Genomic DNA, 25,734 nt, shown 5'->3' with positions numbered 1-25,734 from the left:
TATAGCCCGGCCCGAAGGGGTGCGCCCTAATTATTATCACTGGCATACCACTCTGCAAACGACGTTTCAGTTTCCTGTAATTTTAAAGAGTGAAGCTTAATATGCTCAGGTAAATGTTTAGAAATTTTGGCTGCAAAATCGATCACCATGTTCTCACTGGTAGGCTGGTAATCAACTAATATCACATGATGACCACGGGATTTCAACTCTTTTGCCAGCTCTAAGTGCGGTGTATTTTTGTTAAATACGGTCGCATGATCAAACTGGTCTACGATCTCAGATTTCACTATCTTTTTAAGATCTCCAAAATCAATCACCATCCCCAATTTAACGTGTTCGCGGTCTGTAATAGGTTCGCCAATAACTGTGACGCCAAGTTTATAAGAATGTCCATGTACGTTACGGCATTTGCCATCGTAACCATACAGGGCGTGACCGGTTTCAAAAGTAAATTGTTTGGTGATTCGAATCTTGCTCATTACGCAGTTATTTTGTGCAAAGATAATTGGAATTTTTAAGGCGAAATTTTTAACACCAACGAATTGAATTAAAATTTACATTTGCGAAATTTTTCGCACATGATCCTTCAAGAAAAGGAATTATTTGAACAGGTAGATTTCGAGCTAAATGAGCTTTATGAAACCATCATTACTGACATATCAGAACAAAAATATAGCATTGTAGATGGTTTCTTTAATCCTGCTGAGGTAGACCTGCTTAGGTCTACACTTATTGCAAAACATAAGGAAGATGCTTTCAAGAAAGCTGCAATCGGGAATAGAACCAATGAGCTTATTGAAAAATCTGTTCGGGGAGATTTTATTCTATGGATGAATGAAGCTACAGCTGAACCTGCTGAATCCATATTTTTTCAAAAGGTTAATGATCTAGTGCAATACCTGAATCGTACCTGTTTTATGGGGATACTTCATAAAGAATTTCATTATGCGCTTTATCCTGAAGGAACTTTCTATAAACGGCATCTCGATACCTTTCAAAATGATGGGAGGCGTAAATTATCCATGGTTTGTTACCTGAATGATGAAAACTGGACACCTGAAAATGGCGGTGAATTAAGTATTTATACTACTAACAACGGAAAGGAAGAGGAATTGAAAATCTATCCTTTGCCGGGGAGAATGGTGATTTTTGAAAGTCAGGAGCTGGAACATGAAGTTAAAACTGTCAGAGTTCCCAGGCTGAGCATTACGGGCTGGTTGAAAACGAGGTAATTACTTTTTAAACTTTTTGTAAAGTACGACTACTATAAGAATGATGGCGAGAAGGATCCAAAAACCCATTCCGCTTAAAAAACTCAGAAATTCCCAGGTATCCTGTTCCATTAGTTCTTGTATTTTCGATTATTACGAACTCTCCAGCGATATCGTGCATATACGAATATGACTATTAAAAATAGTATTGCCAGTAAATACCACAGGTTTTCTGTGATAAATTCCTGAAATGTCCAACCCCATTCCTGGGACTCGTTTGGATCCTTATCTTTCGGGAGGTGTTCCTGCATCGGGTGTATTTTTAACGTATTTCCACATGAATATAACTGCGATCAATCCAATAACCAGGGCAATTAAAAGATAGATATTTTCACCAAGGAATGTTCCTATCGTGTAACCCATCTCGTAAGCTTCATCTTTTTCCGGTTTGATAGATTGTATCGAACTCATCTATTTTCTGAATTTTGAAAGTGCATTTTTCGTAAAATCTGAAAGTACCAGTTCTCCGGAAACAGCCGCTCTTTCTTCCAACAGTTGCGGCCAGTGGTCAGTATCTTTCCAGAGGATCTGTTTCATTTCAGTAAGTGCCTGTGGATTATAAGAAGTAAGTTTTTCAGTAAATAATGATATTTCCTTATCCATGTCTTTAGTGGATTCAAAAACGCGGGCGAATAAACCTTTTTCTTTAGCCCAATATGCATTCTTCCATTCATGAGCAGCCAGAGTAAGTTCTGCCAGTGCAGCGGTGCCCATTTTTCTTTCTACCGCCGGAGCGATCACAAAAGGACCAATTCCAATGCTCAATTCTGAAAGCTTAATCGAAGCAGCTTCCGTAGCAAAAGCATAATCACAAGCAGCGGCAAGTCCAACACCACCACCAACTGTTTTACCATGAATTCTTCCTACGATCGGTTTTTTACAAACTCTCATAGCATTGATCACTCCTGCAAAACCTGAAAAGAATTTCTTACCATCTTCAAGATTATCGATATTGATGAGTTCATCAAAAGATGCACCGGCACAAAAAGCTTTTTCACCTTCAGATTTTAGAATGATCAAGGCCACATCCTTATTTTCGGAAAGGCTATGGATCTCATCTTCCAGTCTTTTCAGAAGAACCGACGGAAAAGAATTACTGGCTGGGTGGCCAAATTCTAATGTTGCTATCTTCTGGTCTATATTGGTAAATAAACTACCGTTCTCGCGGTTGGTACTCATAATGTATTACGATTTTACTCAAAAATAAGATTACTAAGTATATCTCTTGATCGTCTTTAGACTTTTTTGTGAAGATATTTTCTTCGGAAATATATCACTAAAGTACTGCTTCGAATGAGCATCCATACAAAGAACGCGATCCAGATCGCATAAAGTTTAAGTCCGAAATGATCTGCAAGCAGAAGGGTAGGAGTGAAGCCAAGGAAAGTCGCGACCAGTAAGACATTTCGCAAATATTTTGCTTCTCCCAGTCCTTTAAAGATTCCGTCGAACATAAAAGCGATCGCATTTACGGGTTGCATGATCAAAACTATCCAGAAAACTGAAGAGAATAATGCGAGTACACTTGCTTCTTTATTGAATAACAAGCCGATCTGATCATATAATGCGAAGCAAATTCCCATTAGAATAAGCGCGATAAGTACCGCATACTTGCTAATTTTTTTACTCAGTTCCCATAGATTTTTATAATCCCTGGCGCCCAGTAATTTTCCGCCAATTGCGTTTCCTGCATTCGCATAGCCATCTATAAAAAAGCTGAAGAATAGCCAGATGTTCATAAGAATGCTCTGGGCTGCGATATAGTTCTTGCCATAATCGGTCGCATAAGCGTTGGCTAGATAGATCGCAAAATTAAGAGCGGCAGTTCTTATGAACAGGTTTGCGGCCATAAGCAATAAAGGTTTCATCTGCGGATTGATCTTTAGACTCAACTTCAAATGAAATGGTGTTTTCCTGAAATAGAACCAGAGTGCCATGATAAGCATAGTCGCCTGCGCAACAAGACTGGCATATGCGGCACCTTCAAGATGCATAGCTGGTACAAGGCCATCAATTCCATAAACCAGAATATAGTCCAGAACTATATTTACCACCGCTCCGGTAAGACTGCATTTCATTGCCCAAAGCGTATTCTGTAAACCTCTAAAAACGCCAAATATCGCGAAGGTTACCAGTGTTAGTGGATATCCAAGTGCCCTGATCTTATAATAACTTTCAGAATATTGTAGAATAAGACCATCAGCATTATACGCGCTGAAGATTGCTTCAGCAAAGATCGCCGTGGTAGCATAAATGAAAAGGCTAAAAAGAAAATTAAAAAGAATGGTTTGGGGAATAAGAGTCTTGACAGCATGTAAACGATTTGCTCCCAGATGTTGAGAAACGGTAGCTGAAATGGCAGTTTTGGTTTGCGCTACGATCCAGATGATCGCAGAAAGAAAAGAACCTACGATTCCGGCAGCGGCCAGTGCTTCAATGGAGTTTTCTTCTACATTTCCAATAACTGCAATATCGGTTAAGGAAATTAGAGGTTCTGCGATACCTGCTATGATCGCCGGGATCGCGATCTTATTAATATTACCAAAACTTACAGAATTTCCCGGTTTTGAGGCCATATTCAACAAATATAGAAGCCTTTATATTACAAAAGCAACTCGTAACAATAAAAAGGAGCTTCGCTTTGCCTCGGAAAATAAATATTTCCCAAACTCTGGTATCCGCGGGCTTCGTAAAATTTATGATTCCGCTTATTTAAACTAAAGGTATCAAGTCTTACCGATTCATAATTCTCTTCTCTGGCAAGGTTTTCGGCAAAGTCCATTAACTGTTGTCCTAATCCAGAACCCCAGTGATCTGGATGTGTTGCGAGTCTGTGAACATAAAGGTTATTCTCTGTTTTGCTCAACCAATTGATAGGTTCATACTCCTTATCCATAAACGGAGTGAGGACAATGATGCCCAGAATTTCACTATTTGAAACTAGCTTAAAAAGTTCCTTTGTTTCCACATCAGCCTGTAGTTTTTCGATGGAAGGATAGTGTTCATTCCATTGGTAGATTCCCTGTTCGATCATCGCTTCGGCACAGGCTTCAGTTAGTTTTTTGATCTCCTGGAGGTCGCTATTTTCAGCTCTTCTGATCATTTGTTGCTAATAAAATAAACATTTTCATATTTATGAAAAATCATTACATTTGCTCAGCTACGGGGGATTAGCTCAGCTGGCTAGAGCGTTTGGCTGGCAGCCAAAAGGTCATCGGTTCGACTCCGATATTCTCCACAAAAAAACCACTGAATTTCAGTGGTTTTTTGTTTTTCAGGATTAATCGTTATCGGCATATTCAGCATAAAGATCCTCAGCATCAGCATTCAGGAACTCGATCGTTTTATTGATCACATGTTTGAATTCCTTTGGAAGCTCCTCTTCATCTTTCCAGGGATGAGAAACCCCAAAGACATGATCTGCATTTTCGACCAATAATAGTTTTGGAGCAGGACTCCACTCAAAAAGATTCCCGGCCTCTCCAATTGATACACTGGTATCACTACTTCCATGGGCGATCAAATGTGGAATTTTCAGTTTTTGAGCCGCCTTTTTAATATTAAGCTTCTCTTTGTTTTCCTTAAAGTTTTTGTAGAACTGGTAGTGATGGGGCAATTGCTGTCCTGTTCTGGAGTTTACTATGTACTGCACCCCTTTCTTCTCCCATGCTTCCAATTTCTTTCCTTCCGGAAATCTTGATCCAAAATCTGAAACTGATGCAAGTGTGATAAGTTTGGTGATTCGTTTGTCCTGAGCCGACTTTAATACAGTGATTCCTCCACCTCTGGAATGACCTATCAAACTAATATCTGAAGGATCCAGGTGTTGCCCGAACTTAAATGTTGGCAATAGCAGTGAGTCGATGACAGATTGTAGATCATCCAATTCGATGGTGTAATTATTATCACCAAATGCTTCTATCTGGTAAAATTCTGTCGGATTTTCAGGACTTGTTCCGTTGTGACTAAAATTAAATTTCACAAAGAAATAGCCTGCTTCAGCAATCAGTTCGCCCATTTTATCCCAGGCTCCCCAATCTTTAAAACCTTTATATCCGTGACAAAAGATCACCACCGGCTTTGCTTTTCCATCATCCTTAAAGATGAGGTCCATTGGAATTGGCTTGTTGTGACGACCTTCGATGATGATATTCTGTTCCTTAGAAACTTCCATAATGTTTTTTAATTTCTTTTTCGATAAATGGAATTTCTGGATTGCAGATCTCCATTATTAATTTTTTTAGTTCTTTCTGAAAATGTTCCAGGGTTTCTTCCTGAATCAAATAGTCTGGTTTCTTGTCAATTTTCAGCTGAAATTTAAGAAATCCTGATCTAAGATTCTTGAAAGAAATGATTCCTGCTTCCGCGGGGAATTTAAGATCTTTCTCAAGGGATATCAAGGTGGCGTAAGTTAAAACCTGAAAGCTTTTTGCGAATTTGTCATAATCTTTTGTTATTTCATTCCAGTCTTTCACGATCAGGTCTTTGGACTCAACTTTTCCGGTCTTATAATCCATAATTCTGGTCACACCGTCTGCCTTTTCAACCCGGTCTACTTTACCTCGCAAATAAACTGGAAATTGCAGATCGTCTATTGGTAACGCGACCTTAAGATCTTTTTCGATCTGTAATATCTGAATATCACTGCCATTATCCAGTCTCTTAATTTCAAAATTCAGAAAATTGCGCATATACCTTTTAGCTACTTCGAGAATCAACAAATTCCGACCTTTATCTAATGGTGCTTTGCTGTAATTCTTGGCAAATTCCTGTGCGATCTGACTGTTTGCTTCCTTTTTAAATCTTTCAACAATCTCTGTGGATAGTAATTCCCCTTCTAGTGGTTTGTAAAGGTTTTCCAGCGCATTATGTACTACTGTTCCCAGTGTATTAAAAGCCACTGTTTCTTCCACTTCTTCCTGATCTCTCACTCCCAGCACATACTGGTTATAGAAATCAAGAGGATTTCGCATATACGTAGTTAATGCTGAAGGGGAAAATCCTGAGGCAGCAAGACTCCTGATCTTCTCCATCATTTGCGGAGTTTTCTCTACCTCTCTTAACTTTTGGCCGTTAGCTGGTACCATCGGGCTAATAAGATGCTGAGTAATATGATGCGCTGGAATATTTTCTATCTCCAACTGAGTAATGAATCTGGACTTCTCTCCAGAGTTGAGTCCGTCTGCTTCTGTATTATAAAGTAGGAAAACCTTTTTGGCGCGTTGTAACAATCGGTAAAAATGGTATGTATACACCGCATCCTTTTCCCGGTAGGTAGGTAATTTATATTCCTGTTTTAGATCATAAGGAATAAAAGAATTATCTGATTTTCCTGCAGGCAGTGTCCCTTCGTTGAGAGAGGTTATGATCACAGTTTCAAAGTCAAGCGCCCGTGATTCAAGCATTCCCATTAGTTGCAAACCTTTAAAAGGTCTACCCTGGAAATCCAGCGTTTCAGTACTTACCAGTTCCTTGTAAAAGTCATGTAAAGACCTGATCGTTTTTATATGGGTAAACTTCTCATTCAGAGTTTCCAGTTTATTAAACAGCTGGTAAAAATGATATAAGAACTCTAATGAGAGCGTATCTTCTTTAGCTTTTAAATGTGTTTTGAGAATTTGTATTAATTCCTGTACATCTTCAGAAAACATGGTAACCGAATCGTTTTTCGGTTTAAAACATAGCTCCACTATTCTTCGATTTTCGTCCTTGAATTCTCCAAGAATTTCTTCAGACTTCAAATAAACAAGGTTATCTTTATTGATCTTCTTTATCAACCTTTCCGCATCAGTGGAAATGATTTCATACAAAGCCGGGTGATTTACGATCCCAAGAACATCTTTATAATAATGATCCTTACTTGTCGATATATGAATATTAAAGATATTTTCAAAAAGAGAGCTTACAGGCGCATTATCTATGGGAAAACCCATGGTAACGTTAAGATCATTTATATGATCTGGAAGTGAGCTTAAAACGGGTAATAAAAGGTCTTCTTCGCCAAGTACTATCGCCGTATTCTCCAGTTCTTCGGAAGTGAGATCGGTAATGATTTCGCCAAGGTATTTTGCCTGCCCAATATTTTTTGGTACGCCGATGAGCTGGATTTCCTTTTCTTCTGAATACTTATTGTTAAATACAGGCTTCTGATTCTCTTGGTAAAATTTCCAGTCTTCGAGGTATTGTCTCAGAAATAAAGAAGCACCATGCGCACGATCCTTGTAAAAATGATTGTCAAGATCCCAGAAAACTTCTGCTTCATCTTTCTCCAGCATAAACTGAATGATATGCTGTTCCGAAGCATTTAAAGCATTGAAACCAATAAAAACATGCTTTGAAGTAATACTGGCCGAATATTCCTCGACGTTCTCTGATGCCTTACGATAAATAAGGCCCTGATATCCCTGTTCTTTTTCCAGTAGTTTGCTGGCAAGAGATTCATAATAATCTGGAAGTCTCTTCCAGAAAGCGAGGTATTTCTCGATCAATTCTGTTTTCTCTTCCTGAAGATACCAGTGGTTTATATCCTGTATGCCAGAGAGGTAATCAAAGAAAGGTTTATGATCGATCAGGTACCGGTCTATTTCATTAAAATCATGAATAAGACTTTGTGCCCAGGTCACAAATGTTTCGAATGTTTCCTGTTCATCTTCAGGAGTCAGTTCTTTATAAACATTGTAAAATTCGAAAAGGGTAACAGTATTGTCAATTCCCTGTAGTTTCGAAATAACTTCTGTAAACTCTTCAATACTATAAATCGTAGGTGCGAAGATTGTTTCTTCTGTTATCGCAGCCAGTTCTTTAAGTAGATAAGCACCGGCACGCTTGCTGGGAAGAATAATGACCAGCTCTGATATATTATGATTGGTAGTCCTTAGTTTTTCGAGGACCTCGCAGATGAATGATTTCATAGCCCTAAAATAAAAAACGCCCCGCAATGCGGGGCGTTTTCTTATATGAATAATTCAATAATTAGTTCATTGACTCTTCATTAGACTTATCTTTCATCTCTTTGTCTTTGTCAAGAGAGATTTCAACACGTCTGTTATCCTGTCTTCCTTTTGCAGTACTGTTAGTAGCAATTGGTTGAGTTTCACCATATCCTTCAGAAGTTAATCTGTTAGATGGTACACCATTCTCTTCAAGGAAAGTAGCTACAGAAGCAGCACGTTCTTTAGAAAGGTTCATGTTGTAAGAATCACTTCCTGAGCTATCTGTGTGACCTCCAATGTGGAAGATAGTTTGTGGATACTCATTCATAATATCTACGATAGACTTAAGAGCTTCTTCAGATTCAGTTCTGATAGATGCTTTGTTCAAGTCAAAAAGTACAGTCTTAGAATATTCGTTAAGTTCTGAAATTACTTCAGCAGTTGGTTCTGGACATCCGTTAGATGCAGCAACACCAGCTACTTCAGGACAGTCATCATCCTTATCAAGGATTCCGTCACCGTCAGTATCAGGCCATGGGCATCCATTGTTTTCAGCTGGACCAGCTTCTTCAGGACACTCATCTTCATCATCTCTTACACCGTCACCATCAGCATCAGGACAACCGTTCATTTCAGCAAGACCTGCAACTTCAGGACAATCATCATCAGGATCAGCTACACCGTCACCATCAGAATCAGGACATCCGTCAAATTCAGCAAGACCAGCTTCGTTAGGACATGCATCCTGACGATCTTCGATTCCGTCACCATCAGAGTCTGGGCAACCGTTGAATTCAGCAAGACCTGGTTGTTCTGGACACTCATCGTCTTTATCATATACTCCGTCACCGTCAGTATCAGTTCCACCGAACATGAACTTAACACCAGCAGCATGCTGGAAGTGAGAAGCCATTTCAGCTTCAAATACGTGCTTGTACTTAGATTCTACAGTAAGAGCGATGTTATCTGAAAACCAGAAGTTCAATCCAACTTTACCGTTAAGAGTTGCAGCATCAAGGTTAGAGATATCTTCTCCATCCTGGTCACCAATCCAAGTGTAACCACCACCAACTCCAACAACAGGATCAATCCATCCGTCATTAAGTAGTGCTCTAAGGCTGTAATCCAATCCAAGGTCAACACCATAGTAAGAAAGATCTTGAACTCCTCTATCACCATACTTGTCGATCTGGTTGATAGTACCACTCAATTCTCCTACAAATCCTGCTCCAATATATCTGGATACAGAAAGCTTAGAAACCGATGGAAGAATGTTCCAGTGATCTCCGGTATCAAAATACTGGTCGAACCATCCACCTAGAGGAGCATCCTCACCGGTTGGATAAAAGTCGACTGCATTGGCACCAATACCAATTGCCCAAGGGTTGTCAGCATCCTGTGCCTGAGCCGTAGTTAAGCCCAAAAACAGCAAAGAAGCCAATACAATTTTGCTAAGATGTTTCATATTTAATAGTTTAGTTTTAAGTGTTAATAGTAAGCAAAAGTATATGCTTAATGCATATTAACAAAAGTAAAAATAATAAAGTTTTCTTAATTAGAGCGCGATTCCAAAGGGTTTTCAGCCTTGTTAACAACTGGTTTTCAATGAAATCAACCTTCTTCAATCAATAAATAAGAAGTTAATTTTAGCTAATCACTCCTAATTCCTTTCCAACTTTGGTAAATGCCTGAATCGCTTTGTCCAAATGTTCCTTGTTATGTGCAGCAGATAATTGGACTCTAATTCTTGCTTTTCCCTTTGGTACCACGGGATAGAAGAAGCCTATTACATAGATTCCCTCTTCAAGCAACTTGTCTGCCATATCCTGGGATAATTTCGCATCATGAAGCATTACCGGTACAATTGCTGCCTCTCCATCAATGATCTCAAATCCGGCTTCTTTAACACCTTTTTTGAAATACGCAGTATTCTCTTTTAACTTTTGTCTTAAACTGGAATCATTCTCGAGCATGTCAAACACTTTGATAGATGCTCCAACGATCGCAGGGGCCAGTGAGTTTGAAAATAAGTATGGTCTTGATCTTTGTCTTAATAGCTCGATGATCTCTTTTTTAGCAGTAGTATAACCTCCCATGGCGCCACCAAGTGCTTTTCCTAAAGTACCTGTAATGATATCAACTCTACCAAGAACATTCTTTTCTTCCAGTGTTCCAATTCCTTTCTCACCAATAAAACCGGTAGCATGACATTCATCGATCATTACTAATGCATCATACTTATCTGCCAAATCACAAATAGCATCCAAAGGAGCTACAAGGCCATCCATGGAGAAAACACCATCTGTTACGATCATTTTGAAACGTGCTCCTTTTTCGTTCGCCGCCTTTAACTGCTCTTCAAGATCATTCATGTCACCATTCTGGTAACGATAACGCGCAGCTTTACATAGTCTCACACCATCAATAATAGAAGCATGATTTAATGAATCTGAAATAATAGCATCATCTTTAGTAAGCAGTGGCTCGAAAATTCCACCGTTGGCATCAAAACATGCGGCGTACAGGATTGTATCTTCAGTTCCGTAGAAATCAGCGATCTTTTGCTCCAGTTCTTTATGAATATCCTGGGTTCCACAAATAAAACGTACACTGGACATTCCAAAACCATGAGTATCCATAGTATCTTTTGCAGCTTGAATCACTTCAGGATGTGAAGACAATCCCAGGTAGTTGTTCGCGCAGAAGTTGATCACTTCCTGCCCGGTAGATATTTTGATCACCGCGTCCTGAGGTCCGGTAATGATTCGTTCTTTTTTAAAGAGTCCGTCGTTTTTGATCTCTTCAAGTTCTTTTTCTAAATGCTCTTTTATTTTTCCGTACATATCAATATTTTAATTTTCACTCTCGTGCAAAGTTATAATTCTTTTATACAATCCTAATCTGAACCGGTTCGTTCGTATATACGAGCAGAGATTTCTCCACTTCATAACCCATATTGGTCATGGCTTTCGCATATTCTGAAACCTGGCGGGTATGAGTATCCACAAAACCACCGGTCTTATAATCTATAATAGTGATCTTGTTATTACTGAAGTTCAGCCTGTCTGGACGCAACCGGTTACCATCCTGAGTAATGATCTCCTTTTCATTCTTATTCTGCACATTTTCGGCAAATAAATATTTTAATTCTTCGTGCTGAATGATCTTTTCGATGCTGGCAGAGATCTCTGTTCTTGATTCTTCCCTTATTAATCCTGAATTTACTGCCCAGTCCATGGCTTTTTGAAGGTCTTGGGATGAATTGATCCTGGCCAGAATTTCGTGAGCAATTTCACCTTTCTCGATAGCCTCCCGCTGTTTTGTATCCCACATCGCGCCAGAACGTGTTACTATATTTACAGCTTTGTTCTGAACCGGGGAAGTGTAGAATTGTTCCGGGAAAATAGAGGTTTTTCCTTTTTTCTCTTCGGAAGAATATTTTAGCTTTTCACCAAATTCACAAACCAGAGAATCGTTATACTTAGATTCAGATTCCAGGAAGTTTCTAAGGATTCCTGAAATGTTAAGGGTTTTCTTATCTGAAGATTCGTGACTGGTCATAATATATAGCTGTTCCGCAGCTCGCGTACAGGCAACATAGAGGACATTCAACGTATCCAGCTCATTCTTACTTAACAGGTCATGGTATTTCTCAATCGCTTCCTCATTCCAGTTCAATAATTTTTTAGAAGCACTTACATAAGCCAGCGGAATATTTTCATCTGGAACGCTTAACCAGAGGTTATCCATTCTTGTATTTTGCAGGTCTGCATCTGCAAAAGGATAGATGACTACCGGAAATTCAAGACCTTTTGATTTATGAATGGTCATGATCTGTACAGCATCATCGGTTTCTGGAACCACGATGCTTAGCCTGTCCTTTTTGCGTTCCCAGAGTTCCAGAAATGAATGCAGACTGTTGGAAGTTTTTTGAGCAGATTCAAATATAAAATCCAGAAAAAACTGGATATACGCATTGGATTGCTGTACAAGTACAAAACTTCGAATGATATATTCTGCGGCTTCGTAGATCGACAATCTTTTGATCTCCATTAAATCAAAGCTTACCAATTCAGAGTCCAGCCAACCCAGAAATTCCTGTCCGTTTTTAGGTAAATGCTCCACAAGTACCGGAAAACTTTCTTCCTCGGAAATGTATCGAGGTGATAACTGCTCGTAGATCTTCAGTTTTAGCTGATCGTCTTCGGGATAAAGTGAAAACTTCAGTAATTCGGCAATTAATTTTACTTCCGAAGATTGAGAAACCAGAAGCGTTTCAGAAGAAATTACTGAAATTCCCTGTTCTGAAAGATATTCAGCAATAGCAATTCCTTCTTTTTTACGCCGGGTAAGAATGCAGATATCCTGCTTAGAATAACCTTGCTGCTCCAGATCCTTGATGGTTACAAAGATCTTTTCAGGATAGACTTCCAGTTGCTCTTCAGCATTTTTTGCCTCTACAAAACTTACGTTCACATAACCAAATTCACCTTTTTTAGGTGATTGTGCAGAATTCTTAAATAGATCGGCATATTCAGGATGTGTTAGAAGCGTGGCAGCATACTGAAAAAAACTGTTATTGAAGTTCACGACCGTGGAACCACTTCTAAAATTGTTTGGCAGATTCTCAAGAATCTGTTCTACCTGAAACGGACTCGTCTTTTTATTGCTAAGGTCGATAAGTTGTTCTGCGCGGCCGCCTCGCCAGCGATAAATACTCTGCTTGGCGTCTCCCACGATCGTAATACCAGATGCTTCTTCGCCCTGACTAAGATTATGGCTAATGAGTGGCACCAGGTTTTCCCATTGCATGGTAGACGTATCCTGGAATTCATCAATAAAATAGTGCTGATACCGTTCTCCAAGCCGTTCATAAATAAAAGGAGCTGGTTGATCTTTTACCTGTTCGCTTATTTTCGGGTTGAACTCTGAAATAAGAATGACATTTTTTTCTTTTTTAATAAGCTCTATTTCCCGGTTTATTTCATTGATCAAGGAAAGCTGAACCAGATTTTTCCGGATCTCGGTAAGAAATTCAAGGTGAAAGAACAGTTTTTTAGAGGTTTCAAAGATCTCCACAATTTCAGGTTGTAAAGAATCCATGCTCAATTGAGTATCCTTGCTGGCCTTGGTCTTGGCATACATTGGGGAATCTGCAATGTTCTTTGCCCAGGCACTCTCAAAAGTAACCGACATATCACCTTGCTGCAATTTTGAAAAATGCTTGGGTATGTACTTACCTTTAAAATCTTCCTCTGACAGTCCTGCGTTCTGGATGACTTCAAAAAAATGATCTCCAAAAGTTTTTAACCCATCTTCAGCTTCCAAAATGTCTGCCCTTAATTTTTTGGCAAATGCGGCAAAATCCTCCAGCGTTCTGGTCTTAAGAACTGCGATCTCTTTCTGGTGATTTTCGTTGATGAGCAAACGCGATATATCGTAAAGATCTCGACTTATATCCCAGCTTCGATCATCATCGGTTTTTGAAAGGGTGTAGTTCACCAGCACCCGGGTCAATTTCTCGTCATTACCGGCGCGGTTAATAAGGCTGTCTACCGCTTCCATTAGAATATCTTCCGCACCAATTTCAACTTCAAAATTCATGGGAATGCCAAGGTCACGAGCGAAAGTGCGTATCACCCGGTGCGTAAATCCATCTATAGTTGAAATTTCAAATGCAGCATAATTATGAATAATGCTTTTAAGAATTTCCCTGGATTTCTCCCGAATTTGCTCTTCTAAAAGATCAGTTTCTTCCATGATCGCGGTCATTAAAGGATCTACCTGAACAGAATCTTCTTTCGCGAAATTTGCCAGGCTTTCTATAATCCGTTTTTTCATTTCACCAACAGCTTTATTGGTAAAGGTGATGGCAAGGATATTTTTATAGCTATCCTTTCGATTGGAGTTGAATAAAATACTGAGGTAACGCTTTACGAGGGTGAATGTTTTTCCAGAGCCTGCAGATGCATTATAGATATGAAAGAAATTTTCCAAATTCGGCTATATTATTGAGATTTGAGAGCTTGTACAAAGCTTAAAGTTAAAATAAAAATGACTGGAAACCGGGCATTGCTTTTAAGTAATTTATAACAGTAAATAATTTCCATTAAATGCCTTAATGGCTAAATTTGATGGAATATAAAGTACTAATCACAAAAAAATCAGATAATTATGTCTTTTGAATTACCAAAACTAAAATATGCTTTTGATGCATTAGAGCCACATATAGATGCAAAAACGATGGAAATTCACCACGATAAGCATCATGCAGGTTATACCAAGAAGCTAAACAGTGCGATCGAAGGTACAGATATGGAAGGAAAGAATATCGAGAATATACTTCAAAACCTTGACATGTCTAACAAGGCTGTAAGAAATAATGGTGGTGGTTTTTATAACCATAGCTTATTCTGGGAAGTAATGTCTCCTGATGGTGGAGGAAAACCAGAAGGTGAACTAGCTTCAGCGATCGACAGCGCATTTGGTTCTTTCGAAGCTTTTAAAGAGAAGTTCTCTAATGCAGCTGCAGGACAATTTGGATCTGGTTGGGCATGGCTATGTGTACATAATGGTGGTAAAGTAGAAGTTTGTTCTACTGCAAACCAGGATAATCCAATCATGCCAGAAATTGGCTGTGGAGGAACTCCAATTCTTGGACTAGACGTTTGGGAGCATGCTTACTACCTGAACTACCAGAACAAGCGTCCTGAATATATCGATGCATTCTTTAATGTGATCGATTGGAAAGGAGTTTCTAGTAGATACGCAAAAGCAAAATAATATAGAATTGATTTTCTAAATCTTGAAGACCGCCGGATGGCGGTCTTTTTTTTGTCCAGTTTTATGCATAAAAAAAGGCGGATCAAGATCCACCTTTTTTTGCCCCAAATCTACCATGAACTTAACCTACTTATGCTATGGTCTAATAAAGATAAGATGAATGTTGGTAGTAAATAAAACTTTTGGATGAAATACCTGAAAACTAGACGAGTAGCTTAAAATAATTGTTTGTTTAAGCAGTAGATATAAGAGTTGAACAAGCTGATCTTCAGTTGTGTGCATGAAAAAAGGCGGATCAAGATCCACCTTTTTTTGCCCCAAATCTACCATGAACTTAACCTACCTATGCTATGGTCTAATAAAGATAAGTTGAATGTTGGTAGCTTGTAAAACTTTTGGACGAAATACCTGAAAACTAGTTAAATAGCTAAAAATTAGGATATTATGGGTGATTGTTACCTGGTGAAATTTACCGACCGGACATAAAAAAAGGCGGAATGAATCCACCTTTTTTTGCCCCAAATCTACCATGAACTTAACCTACTTATGTTATGGCATGGTACTAATGTAGATAGATAAAACCTAGCCACAAATATTATTAGACCAAATGCATAATTACTAGTTGAAAAGCGATTTAATATGCCCTGTCTGTATTTCCTTCGTAGAAATTTATAAATGCCCGGTTTACTACCCGGTTCCCACCGGCAGTGGGATAGTCACCGGTAAAGTACCAGTCACCCAGGTTCTTTGGACATGCTTTATGTAAGTTTTCTACCGTTTGGTAAATGATCTTTACGTCAGCTTTTACATCAGTATCACATAACAATTCTGAAATCTTATCAGAAATCTGTTCATTGGTAAATGGATCATACATTTCTTTCACGAAGTTCTGCACTTCAGCATCATCCAGGTCTACCTGTTGCTTACATTTCTTGTAAACCTTTTCTACGATTTCATATTTGTCAGATTCCTTCAGTAACTCCAAAGCGGCTCTAAAGGCAACAAGATCTTCCAGCCTGGCCATGTCAATTCCATAACAATCCGGATACCTTATCTGTGGAGCCGAAGATACTACTACGATCTTCTTTGGTTTCAGCCGGTCCATCATTTTAATAATACTTTTCTTCAGGGTAGTTCCCCGAACAATGCTATCATCAATGATCACAAGGTTGTCCTCAGGTTTTACCACACCGTAAGTCACATCATAGACATGAGCAACCAGGTCATCCCTGCTACTATCTTCAGTAATAAAGGTTCGTAGCTTTACATCTTTGATCGCGATCTTTTCAGTTCTAAGCCTATGGGATAGAATTTCCTGTAGTCTGGCATCGGTTAAAGTTTCCTTTTCCTCCAGAATAGCTTCATTCTTCTGCTTGTTCAATTCATCCTGAGCGGCCTCCACCATTCCGTAGAAAGAAGTTTCCGCAGTATTAGGGATAAAAGAGAAGACGGTTTTTAAGGTGTCATGTTCAATGCTTTTCAATACATCTGGCATGAGTAGTCTACCCAGCATTTTACGCTCTTCGTAAATTTCAGCATCACTACCACGGGAAAAATAGATCCTTTCAAAAGAACAGGCCTTGCGTTCCAGAGGTTTCAGAATTTCGGTAATATTTACCTCTCCGCTTTTTTTAGTAATGATCGCGTTCCCCGGAGGTAATTCGTGAACATCATTAAAATCTACATTAAATACTGTTTGAATCACAGGTCTTTCTGAAGCTACCACAACCACTTCATCATCCTTATAGTAATAAGCGGGACGAATCCCTGCAGGATCACGAAGTACGAAGGAATCACCGTGACCAATCATTCCTGCCATGGCATATCCACCATCCCAGTTCTTCGAAGATTTTCTCAGGATCTTTGCAACATCAAGCTGCTCTGCGATATGTGGAGAAGCCTGTTTCTTGGAAAAACCTTCTTTCTTAAGTTTCTTATATAGTTTTCTTACTTCTGAATCCAGGAAGTGACCGATCTTTTCCATAACGGTGACCGTATCTGCTCGTTCCTTTGGATGCTGCCCGAGTTCAACAAGATTATCGAACAACTGGTTCACATTGGTCATATTAAAATTCCCAGCAACAATAAGATTACGGTGCATCCAGTTGTTCTGTCTCAGGAATGGATGTACACTTTCTATACTATTCTTTCCGAAGGTTCCGTAGCGAACATGACCCAGAAAAACCTCACCCAGGTAAGGTATATATTTTTTTTGCAGCTCAGTGTCTTCTGCATACTCAGGATTTGCCAGGATCTCGTCATTGATCCTTTGATTAATCTGTTCAAAAATATCCTGAATTGGCTGTGCGGCATTAGATCTTACACGACTTATGTAACGTTCGCCAGGTGCTGTGTTTAATTTTATACTCGCGAAACCTGCACCATCCTGACCTCGGTTGTGCTGTTTCTCCATAAGAAGGTACATCTTATTAACACCATAAAAAGCTGTGCCATACTTCTTTTTATAGTAGTCTAATGGTTTAAGAAGCCTTATCTGTGCAATTCCACATTCGTGTTTTATAGCGTCACTCATAGGGTCTTATCTGGAATTTGTTGTGTTGTTGTTTATGTCACAAAAAAAGCCCTGAAATTACAGGGCATGTTTTACTAATCTAATTTTGTTTCGAAGTGCGTTAGCTTCTTGAAATCGTGAAGCCGTTCGTTTACTTCCTCGCGAGATAATTTTTGCATCCGCTCTGTTCCAAACTTTTCAACGCAAAAGGAAGCGAGATTGGATCCGTAGATCACGGCGTTCTTCATGTTGTCGAAAGAGATATCATTTGTTCTGGCAAGGTATCCAATAAAACCACCAGCAAATGTATCACCAGCACCGGTTGGATCAAAAACTTCTTCAAGTGGAAGGGCAGGAGCATGGAAGATCTGGTCTTCATGGAAAAGCAGTGCACCATGTTCTCCTTTTTTGATCACTATATATTTAGGACCCATTTCAGCGATCTTTCTGGCAGCTTTCACCAGCGAGTATTCACCTGAAAGTTGTCTTGCTTCTTCGTCGTTAATCGTGATTACATCTACTTTAGCAATTACTTTGTCAAGATCTTCAGGAGTATTGTCCATCCAGAAGTTCATAGTATCAAGAACAACAAGCTTAGGATTCTCAACCTGTTCCAGTACGCTCAATTGCACTAACGGATGAAGGTTTCCTAACATTACATATTCTGCGTCCTTATAGTTATTAGGAACTACCGGGTTAAAATCTGCCAGTACATTCAATTGCGTATCCAGAGTGTCTCTGCTGTTCAGGTCATTATGATAGCGACCGCTCCAGAAAAACGTCTTACCACCTTCAACAACTTCGATCCCTTCGATATCGATATTATTATTCTTCATTAGGTCGAGGTATTCCTGGGGAAAATCATCCCCCACCACAGAAACCACGGCGCTGTCTATATCAAAGTTCGCTGCAGAAAGGCCTATATAAGTTCCTGCTCCACCTAATATTTTATCTGTTTTTCCAAATGGAGTTTCAATAGCATCAAAAGCTACAGTTCCAACAATAAGTAATTTACTCATAACGGGTTTTAAATTGTCGCTGCAAATATACAGTTTGTTTTTCAAGCTGTAAACCTGAATGTCGGGTTCAATTGTTAAGCTTTGTAGCCATCATCTGCGGGAAGGTCCTTTCCTTTAGAGGCCATTACTGCCAGGGCGTCACAACGCTCATTTTGTGGGTGATCATTATGTCCTTTGATCCATTGGAACTCTACCTTATGTCTTCGGAAGACCTTCAGGAAAGCTTTCCAGAGATCAGCATTTTTACGATTCACAAAATTTTTCTTCTCCCAGCCAAAGATCCAGCCTTTGTTCACTGCGTCTGAAACATATCGGGAATCGGTAAAAACCTTAGCAGGTGTTCCGGGTGTTTTTAATTTGCTTAGAGCAACGATCACCGCCATGAGCTCCATTCTATTATTCGTGGTAAGCTTAAATCCCTGGGCGAATTCCTTCTGGTAAGGTTTGCCGACCCATTCCATCACGATACCAAAACCTCCGGGACCGGGATTGCCCCGGGCAGCACCGTCTGTATAAATATGCACCTTTGGTGTAATCACTTCATTTATTTTTGCAGGAGTTGCTGGATCACTTCCGGGAAGTGCTTGTATTCCAGCGTATGAATTTTTGTGGCAAGACTTCCTGGTGTGTCTTCCTCGGTAATCGGAGTGGTTGCCTGGAAAATGATATTTCCTTCATCATAATGTTCATTTACATAATGAATGCTGATGCCACTTTCTTTTTCTTTATTCTCTATAACTGCCTCATGAACTTTATTTCCATACATGCCTTTACCACCAAATTTAGGTAGTAGTGCGGGATGAATATTAATGATACGATCTGGAAATTCAGCAATTATCTTGGATGGAAATAACCACAGAAAACCTGCCAGAACAATAAGATCTGGATTCATGTCTTCCAGAATATGAAGAACTTCATTGGTCTGGTAGAATGAATTTCTGTCAAAATGCAAGGCTTTTACCTGCAGGTCATGTGCTCTTTTTAAAGCACCGGCGTATTTTTTATTGGAGAATACCGCTAATACGCTGGTATCACTGGATTCCTGAAAGTACCTGATAATATTCTCGGCGTTCGTACCGGAGCCTGAAGCAAAAATGACAATCTTCTTTTTGGTCGTATTTCTTTTGTCACTCAAAATAAGGCTGTTAACAATTATTAGGATGTAAAATTAACTGCTTTGAGTGAATTTATGTAAATTACCATCACATTTTTGGAGTAAAAATCGGTTTTAAAATAAAAGTTTTTATTTTTGCCACCTAATCAAAATTAAAATAAAAAATTATGTCAGACATTGCATCAAGAGTAAAAGCTATAATCGTTGACAAATTAGGAGTTGACGAGAATGAAGTTGTAAACGAAGCCAGCTTCACCAACGACTTGGGTGCTGATTCACTAGACACAGTTGAATTGATCATGGAATTCGAAAAGGAATTCGACATTCAGATTCCAGACGATCAGGCAGAGAACATTGCAACTGTAGGTCAGGCAATTTCATATATCGAAGACGCTAAAAAATAAATCATAGACACCATATGGAGTTGAAGCGAGTAGTAGTTACAGGCCTTGGAGCCTTAACCCCAATTGGTAACAATTTAGAGGAATATTGGGAAGGACTTAAAAGTGGAAAAAGTGGTAGTGCGCCTATCACTTATTTTGATACTGAAAAGTTCAAGACTAAATTCGCATGTGAACTCAAAAATTTTAATCCTTTAGATCATTTTGATCGCAAGGAGGCCCGAAAACTTGATAGGTTCGCTCAGTACGCAATGGTATCTGCAGACGAAGCTATCGAGGATTCTGGTATAGACCTTGAAACGGTAGACAAATATCGCGTTGGCGTTATTTGGGGTGCCGGGATAGGTGGACTGGAAACTTTCCAGAATGAAGTCATCAACTTCGCTGAAGGTGATGGTACTCCAAGATTCAATCCTTTCTTTATTCCGAAGATGATTGCAGATATTGCCCCAGGTAATATTTCTATCAAACACGGATTCATGGGAGCAAATTATACCACAGTATCAGCATGCGCATCATCTGCAAACGCAATGATAGACGCACTTAACAACATTAGGTTGGGATACAGTGATGTAATTGTTTCAGGAGGATCTGAAGCTGCTGTGACACTGGCAGGAATGGGTGGATTTAACGCAATGCATGCCCTTTCTACCAGAAACGAAAGCCCGGAGACAGCCTCAAGACCATTCGATTCCACAAGGGATGGATTTGTTCTTGGCGAAGGAGCTGGAGCTCTTATTCTTGAAGAATATGAGCACGCTAAAGCAAGAGGAGCTAAGATCTATGCTGAATTGCTTGGCGGTGGTCTTTCTTCAGACGCTTATCACATGACTGCTCCGCATCCGGAAGGAGATGGAGTTGTTGCTGTAATGAAAAACTGCCTTAAGAATGCAGGCTTAAAACCAGAGGATGTAGATGTGATCAATACACATGGTACTTCTACACCACTTGGGGATGTTGCTGAATTAAAGGCTATTACCAAAGTATTTGGAGATCATGCAAAGAACATGAATATCAATTCAACGAAATCAATGACCGGTCACCTTCTTGGTGCAGCTGGAGCCATTGAAGCAATTGCGTCGATACTTTCAATGAAATATAGTTTGATCCCGCCTACCATTAACCATGAGAACATTGATGAAAATATTGATCCTGAACTAAATCTAACCCTGAACAAAGCTCAGGAAAGAGAAGTCAAGATTGCTATGAGTAACACGTTTGGTTTTGGAGGTCATAATGCCTGTGTAGTATTTAAAAAATTAGACGAATAGACCATGAGCGTCATTCGTAACATATTAAATTCCCGCTCTTATAAAGGCGGGAATTTTTTTAATATCCTAACTCAAATCCTGGGTTTTAAACCAAAGACACTTTCTCCTTATAAAAAGGCATTTACCCATCGCTCTCTTAATCGAAGAGATGAAGATGGTAATGCCATCAACTTTGAACGACTGGAATTTCTTGGCGATGCCATGCTTAGTGCGGTGGTCGCTTCTCATCTATTTAGAGCAGTTCCCGGAGGGAATGAAGGCTATCTTACTAAAATGCGTTCCAAGGTGGTGAGTCGTAAGCACCTGAATGAACTAGGGAAAGACCTTGGTCTTATCGAACATGTTCAAACCAATATCCCTGTCACTCAATTTGGAGTGAATATTCATGGAAACCTGTTTGAAGCTCTCGTTGGTGCTATTTATCTTGATAGAGGTTATAAATATTGTGAACGCTTCATTTACGAGCGAGTGATAGATCCATATGTGGATATAGAGCAACTCGAAGGAAAAGTAATTAGCTATAAAAGTCTGGTAATTGAATGGTGCCAGAAGGAAAAGAAGGAATTTGATTTCGAAGTCTACGAGGATACTGGGAATGATGAACTTAAACATTTCGCAGTAAAACTCCGAATTGAAAATCGGGTGGTGGCTAAGGCCAGGGCAACTTCAAAAAAGAAAGCTGAAGAAAAAGCATCGAAAAGGGCTTACTACGCGCTTCAGACTAAAATAAAATAATTTGCGAAATTAACGTAAACTATAACGTTTTCGTAGAAAATTATGAATTTTAGACCCCTGATATCTTCATTTCAGCAATGATATATTATCTTTAACCTTAAATTCCGAATTTGTGCTTATGCATAAGGAACTGCTTGAGTTTGAAGATGAGAGCTTTCAATTGATCGCGATCTACTCTTCTTTAGAAGGGTATAGAATGGCTTATTTAATTAATAAGAATTTGCGAACAAAGCTGGAGAGAGAGGCGACAGACATTGATTTTAATCATTCTGAATATCACGCTTTTTACGCTCTTTACTCTTTCAAAGATCCAAAAGCTTACTACAGCGTTGAACTGGTTACCAATAAGTTCAAGGGAGAACCGAAAAGGATTTTAAGTACAGGTTCCCTTTTTAATGAGGAAAAGTTCAGCTCAAAAGAAATAAATCTTATACCTGAATATAGTAAAGTTGATTTTTTTCTGAAGATAAGCGAGGAAATTCTACCTAAAGAATTCGTCAGGATTCTGAACAAGATTAATCAAATTCCAGGAGTACAGGCAGCTTACGCTATAGAAGTCGATAAGCTGAAGAACAAACAAAATCTAATTTTCGAATAATGCCGACCAACAAGAAAACAAAAATAGTTGCCACACTGGGCCCTGCAACCAGTAGCAAAGATACTTTAAAGAGAATGTTGCAGGAAGGTGTCAACGTATTTCGTATCAACTTTTCACATGCAGATTATGAGGATGTGAAAGAGCGGGTGCAGATGATTAGAGAACTGAACGAGGAAGAAGGATTTAATGCTGCGATTCTTGCCGATCTTCAGGGTCCAAAACTTCGTGTTGGAGTGATGAAGGAAGAGGTAGTGGTTTCTGAAGGTGATATTATCACTTTCGTGACTGGCGAACCTTTCAAAGGAACTTCAGAGCGGGTTTACATGAATTACGAAACTTTTCCGCAGGATGTAAAAGCCGGGGAAAGAATCTTACTTGATGATGGTAAACTAATCTTCGAAGTTGTGAAAACCAACAAGAAAGATGAGGTAACTACGAAGGTTATTCAGGGTGGACCATTAAAATCAAAAAAGGGAGTAAACCTTCCAAATACAAATATCTCTTTACCTGCACTTACAGAAAAGGATATTAGAGATGCCAAATTTGCCTGCGAGCTTGCTGTAGACTGGATGGCACTTTCTTTTGTTAGACATGCTGAAGATCTTATGGAACTTCAGAAATTGATCAATGAGCATTCAGAATTTAAAATTCCGATCGTGGCTAAGATCGAAAAACCTGAAGGTGTAGAGAATATTGATAAGATCGTTGCTTATTGTGATGGACTTATGGTAGCACGTGGAGATCTGGGTGTGGAAATTCCTGCTCAGGAAGTTCCTCTAATTCAGAAGAAACTGGTACTTACAGCTAAAAAAGCACGAATCCCGGTGATCATCGCAACTCAAATGATGGAAACCATGATCACGAGCCTTACGCCTACCAGAGCAGAGGTGAACGATGTTGCCAATTCTGTAATGGATGGAGCTGATGCTGTGATGCTTTCCGGGGAAACTTCCGTAGGACAATATCCGGTACAGGTAATTCAGAAAATGGCACAGATCCTGGAAAGTGTGGAGAATTCTCCGCTTATCAAGGTTCCTCATGAGCCACCGCACGTAAGAACGAAAAGATATATTACCAAAGCAGTTTGTTATCACGCTGCGCATATGGCGAACGAGATCAAGGCGAAAGCGATCTGTACGTTAACTAATAGTGGTTATACAGCATTCCAGATCTCTGCATGGAGACCAGAAGCTCATATTCTTGTATTTACATCGAACAGAAGGATTCTCAATCAATTGAGCCTTTTATGGGGTGTGAAAGCCTTTTTCTACGATAAGTTTGTGAGTACAGATGAGACCATCGATGATATCAACGATATGGCGAAACAATATAAATTTGTGGAAGTTGGTGACTTTACGATCAATCTTGCCGCAATGCCAATTACCGCTAAGGGAATGGTGAATACGCTAAGAGTTTCTGAAATAGAATAGAACTGTAAATATTCAAATTTAACAACCGGATATCTGCATAAGTAGGTATCCGGTTTTTTAATGGTGAAAATATCGGTCACCTATATCCATATCTTCGCGGACGAGAATATCTGTAATTAATCTGCTAGTATTACCATATTGATTATGTCTGAAAACCACCTCAAGGGTGTCCTTCGTTAACTTCAATATTTTGAAATCTTTATATTCCTTATCCGTACTTAATAGTTCAGGAATCTGCGGACTATTAATTCGTAGATAAAGTTCATTTTTCACTCCCTTCTTAAACTCCCAGGTGCCAGCAAGACTCGGTCCACAATCCTTATTTCTTCCATTATTATCTTCAACAGTCTTGTCTACGGAAAAACTCTGGCGATAATTGAGAAAGCATGGACCCATGTTCATTCTTACATTGTTATTGGAACGTCTTGCGAGTTTCCATGTCTTTGTATCGTCACCCGTTAGTAAAGTCGTAGCATTTTCCGGCAACTCGTAAACCTGATCTTCCTGGCAGGAAATCATGCCAATCATCATACATATAAACAGCAATTTCTTAGACATTAAAATTTAAATTTCAATTGGACGAGGATTTCCTTTTCTTCTTCTTTCGTATCCGCCTTTTCAGTGTTTAAGTTGGACAGTGATATTCCCAGTAATCGAACCGAATTCTTCATTTTCTCCTGATATAACAATTCTTTGGCGATTTCGAGAATGAGGTCTTTACTGGAAATATAGTAGCTAATCGTCTTGCTTCTTGTTTGTTGGGTAAAATCACTGTATTTGATCTTCAAAGTGATCGTTTTCCCAGCGACATCAGATCTTTTCAGTCTGCGTTCTATTTCTTCAGCAATATTCTGAAGTTTTTCGAGCATAAATATTTCAGAAGAGATATTCTCATTAAAGGTTCTTTCAGCACCAAGCGATTTGCGGGTTCTATGAGGTTTTACTTCACTATGGTGAATTCCTCGAACAACCTTATAAAAGTGCCTGCCACTCTTTCCGAAATGTTCACTCAGGTATTCTTCCGTCTTAGACTTGAGGTTTTTTCCGCTGAAAATCCCCAGCCGATACATTTTTTCCGCAGTTACTTTTCCAACACCGTAGAATTTTCTAATGTCCAGCTCTTCCAGGAACTCTAAAACTTCTTCCGGTGGTACGGTTTTTTGTCCGTTTGGTTTATTAATGTCACTGGCAACCTTGGCGATGAATTTATTGACGGAAATTCCTGCGGAAGCGTTCAAACCAGTCTTTTCCTTGATCTGGTCTCTAATCTTTTTAGCGATAAGAGTCGCACTCATCAGGCCTTTTTTATTCTCGGTAACATCAAGATATGCTTCATCCAGAGATAATGGCTCGACCAGGTCTGTATACTCATAAAAGATCTCCCTGATCTGTGCTGAAATTTCACGGTATCTCTCAAAATTCGATTTTACGAAGATGAGATCAGGACAGTTTCTTTTAGCCATTACACTACTCATCGCGCTGCGCACACCAAACTTTCGTGCTTCGTAACTAGCTGCACTTACAACTCCGCGTTGCGAGCTACCACCTACGGCGACCGGCTTTCCCCGAAGATCCGGGTTATCCAGTTGCTCTACTGAAGCATAGAAGGCATCCATATCTACATGGATAATTTTGCGAAGTTTTTCCACCTTGTAAATTTAAGTAATA

24 protein-coding genes and 1 tRNA gene are annotated in these 25,734 nt (G+C 39.3%); 8 read left to right on the top strand and 17 right to left on the bottom strand.

Annotation, left to right across the window (positions count from 1 at the left end):
* Positions 1 to 26: 26 nt before the first annotated feature.
* Complete coding sequence (locus JM79_RS00605) at positions 27 to 479, bottom strand: 6-carboxytetrahydropterin synthase (protein ID WP_141876307.1); 453 nt, start codon at positions 477 to 479, stop codon at positions 27 to 29.
* Between the two features lie 99 nt (positions 480 to 578).
* On the opposite strand from JM79_RS00605, the gene JM79_RS00600 reads away from it, so the two are divergent.
* Positions 579 to 1,232 (top strand): 2OG-Fe(II) oxygenase, encoded by a 654-nt coding sequence (locus JM79_RS00600; RefSeq protein WP_141876306.1) that lies wholly within the window; start codon positions 579 to 581, stop codon positions 1,230 to 1,232.
* Between the two features lie 110 nt (positions 1,233 to 1,342).
* Here JM79_RS00600 and JM79_RS00595 read toward each other — a convergent pair whose 3' ends face one another.
* Genes JM79_RS00595 through JM79_RS00575 form a run of 5 tightly spaced genes read right to left on the bottom strand, consistent with a single transcriptional unit; the run spans position 1,343 to position 4,374 of the window.
* Positions 1,343 to 1,522, bottom strand: a complete 180-nt coding sequence (locus JM79_RS00595; protein WP_141876305.1) for a hypothetical protein — start codon at positions 1,520 to 1,522, stop codon at positions 1,343 to 1,345.
* The gene (locus tag JM79_RS00590; protein ID WP_141876304.1) at positions 1,497 to 1,682 is read right to left on the bottom strand and encodes a hypothetical protein; all 186 of its coding nucleotides are present in this window, start codon (positions 1,680 to 1,682) and stop codon (positions 1,497 to 1,499) included. Before JM79_RS00590 ends, JM79_RS00595 begins: the two co-directional genes overlap by 26 nt.
* The gene (locus tag JM79_RS00585; RefSeq protein ID WP_141876303.1) at positions 1,683 to 2,450 is read right to left on the bottom strand and encodes an enoyl-CoA hydratase/isomerase family protein; all 768 of its coding nucleotides are present in this window, start codon (positions 2,448 to 2,450) and stop codon (positions 1,683 to 1,685) included.
* Between the two features lie 56 nt (positions 2,451 to 2,506).
* The gene (locus JM79_RS00580; protein WP_141876302.1) at positions 2,507 to 3,847 is read right to left on the bottom strand and encodes an MATE family efflux transporter; all 1,341 of its coding nucleotides are present in this window, start codon (positions 3,845 to 3,847) and stop codon (positions 2,507 to 2,509) included.
* A gap of 26 nt (positions 3,848 to 3,873) precedes the next feature.
* Positions 3,874 to 4,374, bottom strand: a complete 501-nt coding sequence (locus JM79_RS00575; RefSeq protein WP_141876301.1) for a GNAT family N-acetyltransferase — start codon at positions 4,372 to 4,374, stop codon at positions 3,874 to 3,876.
* 61 nt (positions 4,375 to 4,435) lie between these two features.
* On the opposite strand from JM79_RS00575, the gene JM79_RS00570 reads away from it, so the two are divergent.
* A tRNA-Ala gene (locus JM79_RS00570) sits at positions 4,436 to 4,509 on the top strand.
* 42 nt (positions 4,510 to 4,551) lie between these two features.
* Here JM79_RS00570 and JM79_RS00565 read toward each other — a convergent pair.
* From JM79_RS00565 to JM79_RS00545, 5 genes are all read right to left on the bottom strand, one after another.
* Entirely contained in the window at positions 4,552 to 5,445 is an 894-nt protein-coding gene (locus JM79_RS00565) for an alpha/beta fold hydrolase (RefSeq protein WP_141876300.1), read from the bottom strand.
* Positions 5,432 to 8,182, bottom strand: coding sequence for a PD-(D/E)XK nuclease family protein (locus JM79_RS00560; protein ID WP_141876299.1), 2,751 nt, complete (start codon positions 8,180 to 8,182; stop codon positions 5,432 to 5,434). The genes JM79_RS00565 and JM79_RS00560 overlap by 14 nt, the downstream gene beginning before the upstream one ends.
* 61 nt (positions 8,183 to 8,243) lie before the next feature.
* Complete coding sequence (locus JM79_RS00555; RefSeq protein ID WP_141876298.1) at positions 8,244 to 9,668, bottom strand: OmpA family protein; 1,425 nt, start codon at positions 9,666 to 9,668, stop codon at positions 8,244 to 8,246.
* 181 nt (positions 9,669 to 9,849) lie between these two features.
* The gene (kbl, locus tag JM79_RS00550) at positions 9,850 to 11,046 is read right to left on the bottom strand and encodes a glycine C-acetyltransferase (protein WP_141876297.1); all 1,197 of its coding nucleotides are present in this window, start codon (positions 11,044 to 11,046) and stop codon (positions 9,850 to 9,852) included.
* Positions 11,047 to 11,089: 43 nt separating this feature from the next.
* The gene (locus tag JM79_RS00545; RefSeq protein WP_141876296.1) at positions 11,090 to 14,200 is read right to left on the bottom strand and encodes a UvrD-helicase domain-containing protein; all 3,111 of its coding nucleotides are present in this window, start codon (positions 14,198 to 14,200) and stop codon (positions 11,090 to 11,092) included.
* Positions 14,201 to 14,377: 177 nt separating this feature from the next.
* On the opposite strand from JM79_RS00545, the gene JM79_RS00540 reads away from it, so the two are divergent.
* Positions 14,378 to 14,986, top strand: a complete 609-nt coding sequence (locus JM79_RS00540; RefSeq protein WP_141876295.1) for a superoxide dismutase — start codon at positions 14,378 to 14,380, stop codon at positions 14,984 to 14,986.
* 634 nt (positions 14,987 to 15,620) lie between these two features.
* On the opposite strand, the gene JM79_RS00535 is transcribed toward JM79_RS00540, so the two are convergent.
* The 4 genes from JM79_RS00535 to purN form a co-directional block, all read right to left on the bottom strand.
* Entirely contained in the window at positions 15,621 to 17,519 is a 1,899-nt protein-coding gene (locus JM79_RS00535; protein WP_141876294.1) for an amidophosphoribosyltransferase, read from the bottom strand.
* A gap of 74 nt (positions 17,520 to 17,593) precedes the next feature.
* Entirely contained in the window at positions 17,594 to 18,517 is a 924-nt protein-coding gene (locus JM79_RS00530) for a PfkB family carbohydrate kinase (RefSeq protein WP_141876293.1), read from the bottom strand.
* Between the two features lie 74 nt (positions 18,518 to 18,591).
* Complete coding sequence (gene rnhA, locus JM79_RS00525; RefSeq protein ID WP_026913786.1) at positions 18,592 to 19,056, bottom strand: ribonuclease HI; 465 nt, start codon at positions 19,054 to 19,056, stop codon at positions 18,592 to 18,594.
* A 5-nt stretch (positions 19,057 to 19,061) separates the two neighbouring features.
* Complete coding sequence (gene purN / locus JM79_RS00520) at positions 19,062 to 19,652, bottom strand: phosphoribosylglycinamide formyltransferase (RefSeq protein WP_141876292.1); 591 nt, start codon at positions 19,650 to 19,652, stop codon at positions 19,062 to 19,064.
* Positions 19,653 to 19,798: 146 nt separating this feature from the next.
* Here purN and JM79_RS00515 point away from each other — a divergent pair, with 146 nt between their 5' ends.
* The 5 genes from JM79_RS00515 to pyk all read left to right on the top strand — a co-directional run bounded on the left by JM79_RS00515 (position 19,799) and on the right by pyk (position 24,066).
* Positions 19,799 to 20,035 (top strand): acyl carrier protein, encoded by a 237-nt coding sequence (locus tag JM79_RS00515; RefSeq protein WP_013069791.1) that lies wholly within the window; start codon positions 19,799 to 19,801, stop codon positions 20,033 to 20,035.
* Between the two features lie 14 nt (positions 20,036 to 20,049).
* Positions 20,050 to 21,303 carry a beta-ketoacyl-ACP synthase II gene (fabF, locus tag JM79_RS00510; protein WP_141876291.1) on the top strand — a complete coding sequence of 418 codons (1,254 nt, stop codon included), beginning with the start codon at positions 20,050 to 20,052 and terminating at the stop codon, positions 21,301 to 21,303.
* A gap of 3 nt (positions 21,304 to 21,306) precedes the next feature.
* A complete protein-coding gene (gene rnc, locus JM79_RS00505) occupies positions 21,307 to 22,038 on the top strand; it encodes a ribonuclease III (RefSeq protein ID WP_141876290.1) in 732 nt (243 codons plus the stop codon).
* A gap of 118 nt (positions 22,039 to 22,156) precedes the next feature.
* A complete protein-coding gene (locus JM79_RS00500) occupies positions 22,157 to 22,636 on the top strand; it encodes an IPExxxVDY family protein (RefSeq protein WP_260443342.1) in 480 nt (159 codons plus the stop codon).
* Positions 22,636 to 24,066 carry a pyruvate kinase gene (gene pyk / locus JM79_RS00495; RefSeq protein WP_141876288.1) on the top strand — a complete coding sequence of 477 codons (1,431 nt, stop codon included), beginning with the start codon at positions 22,636 to 22,638 and terminating at the stop codon, positions 24,064 to 24,066. The genes JM79_RS00500 and pyk overlap by 1 nt, the downstream gene beginning before the upstream one ends.
* 57 nt (positions 24,067 to 24,123) lie before the next feature.
* Here the strand turns inward: pyk and JM79_RS00490 are convergent, their stop codons facing one another.
* Together JM79_RS00490 and dinB are read right to left on the bottom strand one after the other, a co-directional pair.
* On the bottom strand, positions 24,124 to 24,624 hold the full coding sequence (locus JM79_RS00490) for a lipocalin family protein (protein WP_141876287.1): 501 nt from the start codon (positions 24,622 to 24,624) through the stop codon (positions 24,124 to 24,126).
* On the bottom strand, positions 24,624 to 25,715 hold the full coding sequence (gene dinB / locus JM79_RS00485; RefSeq protein ID WP_141876286.1) for a DNA polymerase IV: 1,092 nt from the start codon (positions 25,713 to 25,715) through the stop codon (positions 24,624 to 24,626). The genes JM79_RS00490 and dinB overlap by 1 nt, the downstream gene beginning before the upstream one ends.
* Positions 25,716 to 25,734 lie beyond the last annotated feature (19 nt).

Source organism: Gramella sp. Hel_I_59 (genome assembly GCF_006714895.1).
In the GTDB taxonomy this organism is placed as follows: domain Bacteria; phylum Bacteroidota; class Bacteroidia; order Flavobacteriales; family Flavobacteriaceae; genus Christiangramia.
This window is presented reverse-complemented; position numbering and strand designations above follow the sequence as displayed.

Bases quoted from the DNA above. Each gene is read 5' to 3' on its own strand.
- JM79_RS00540 (WP_141876295.1), top strand. From the start codon at position 14,378: ATGTCTTTTGAATTACCAAAACTAAAATATGCTTTTGATGCATTAGAG.
- JM79_RS00585 (WP_141876303.1), bottom strand. From the start codon at position 2,450: ATGAGTACCAACCGCGAGAACGGTAGTTTATTTACCAATATAGACCAG.
- kbl (WP_141876297.1), bottom strand. From the start codon at position 11,046: ATGTACGGAAAAATAAAAGAGCATTTAGAAAAAGAACTTGAAGAGATC.
- JM79_RS00500 (WP_260443342.1), top strand. From the start codon at position 22,157: ATGCATAAGGAACTGCTTGAGTTTGAAGATGAGAGCTTTCAATTGATC.
- JM79_RS00595 (WP_141876305.1), bottom strand. From the start codon at position 1,522: ATGCAGGAACACCTCCCGAAAGATAAGGATCCAAACGAGTCCCAGGAA.
- JM79_RS00565 (WP_141876300.1), bottom strand. From the start codon at position 5,445: ATGGAAGTTTCTAAGGAACAGAATATCATCATCGAAGGTCGTCACAAC.
- JM79_RS00605 (WP_141876307.1), bottom strand. From the start codon at position 479: ATGAGCAAGATTCGAATCACCAAACAATTTACTTTTGAAACCGGTCAC.
- JM79_RS00535 (WP_141876294.1), bottom strand. From the start codon at position 17,519: ATGAGTGACGCTATAAAACACGAATGTGGAATTGCACAGATAAGGCTT.
- fabF (WP_141876291.1), top strand. From the start codon at position 20,050: ATGGAGTTGAAGCGAGTAGTAGTTACAGGCCTTGGAGCCTTAACCCCA.
- rnc (WP_141876290.1), top strand. From the start codon at position 21,307: ATGAGCGTCATTCGTAACATATTAAATTCCCGCTCTTATAAAGGCGGG.
- JM79_RS00600 (WP_141876306.1), top strand. From the start codon at position 579: ATGATCCTTCAAGAAAAGGAATTATTTGAACAGGTAGATTTCGAGCTA.
- JM79_RS00590 (WP_141876304.1), bottom strand. From the start codon at position 1,682: ATGAGTTCGATACAATCTATCAAACCGGAAAAAGATGAAGCTTACGAG.
- JM79_RS00530 (WP_141876293.1), bottom strand. From the start codon at position 18,517: ATGAGTAAATTACTTATTGTTGGAACTGTAGCTTTTGATGCTATTGAA.
- pyk (WP_141876288.1), top strand. From the start codon at position 22,636: ATGCCGACCAACAAGAAAACAAAAATAGTTGCCACACTGGGCCCTGCA.
- JM79_RS00515 (WP_013069791.1), top strand. From the start codon at position 19,799: ATGTCAGACATTGCATCAAGAGTAAAAGCTATAATCGTTGACAAATTA.
- JM79_RS00560 (WP_141876299.1), bottom strand. From the start codon at position 8,182: ATGAAATCATTCATCTGCGAGGTCCTCGAAAAACTAAGGACTACCAAT.
- JM79_RS00575 (WP_141876301.1), bottom strand. From the start codon at position 4,374: ATGATCAGAAGAGCTGAAAATAGCGACCTCCAGGAGATCAAAAAACTA.
- JM79_RS00490 (WP_141876287.1), bottom strand. From the start codon at position 24,624: ATGTCTAAGAAATTGCTGTTTATATGTATGATGATTGGCATGATTTCC.
- JM79_RS00555 (WP_141876298.1), bottom strand. From the start codon at position 9,668: ATGAAACATCTTAGCAAAATTGTATTGGCTTCTTTGCTGTTTTTGGGC.
- JM79_RS00580 (WP_141876302.1), bottom strand. From the start codon at position 3,847: ATGGCCTCAAAACCGGGAAATTCTGTAAGTTTTGGTAATATTAATAAG.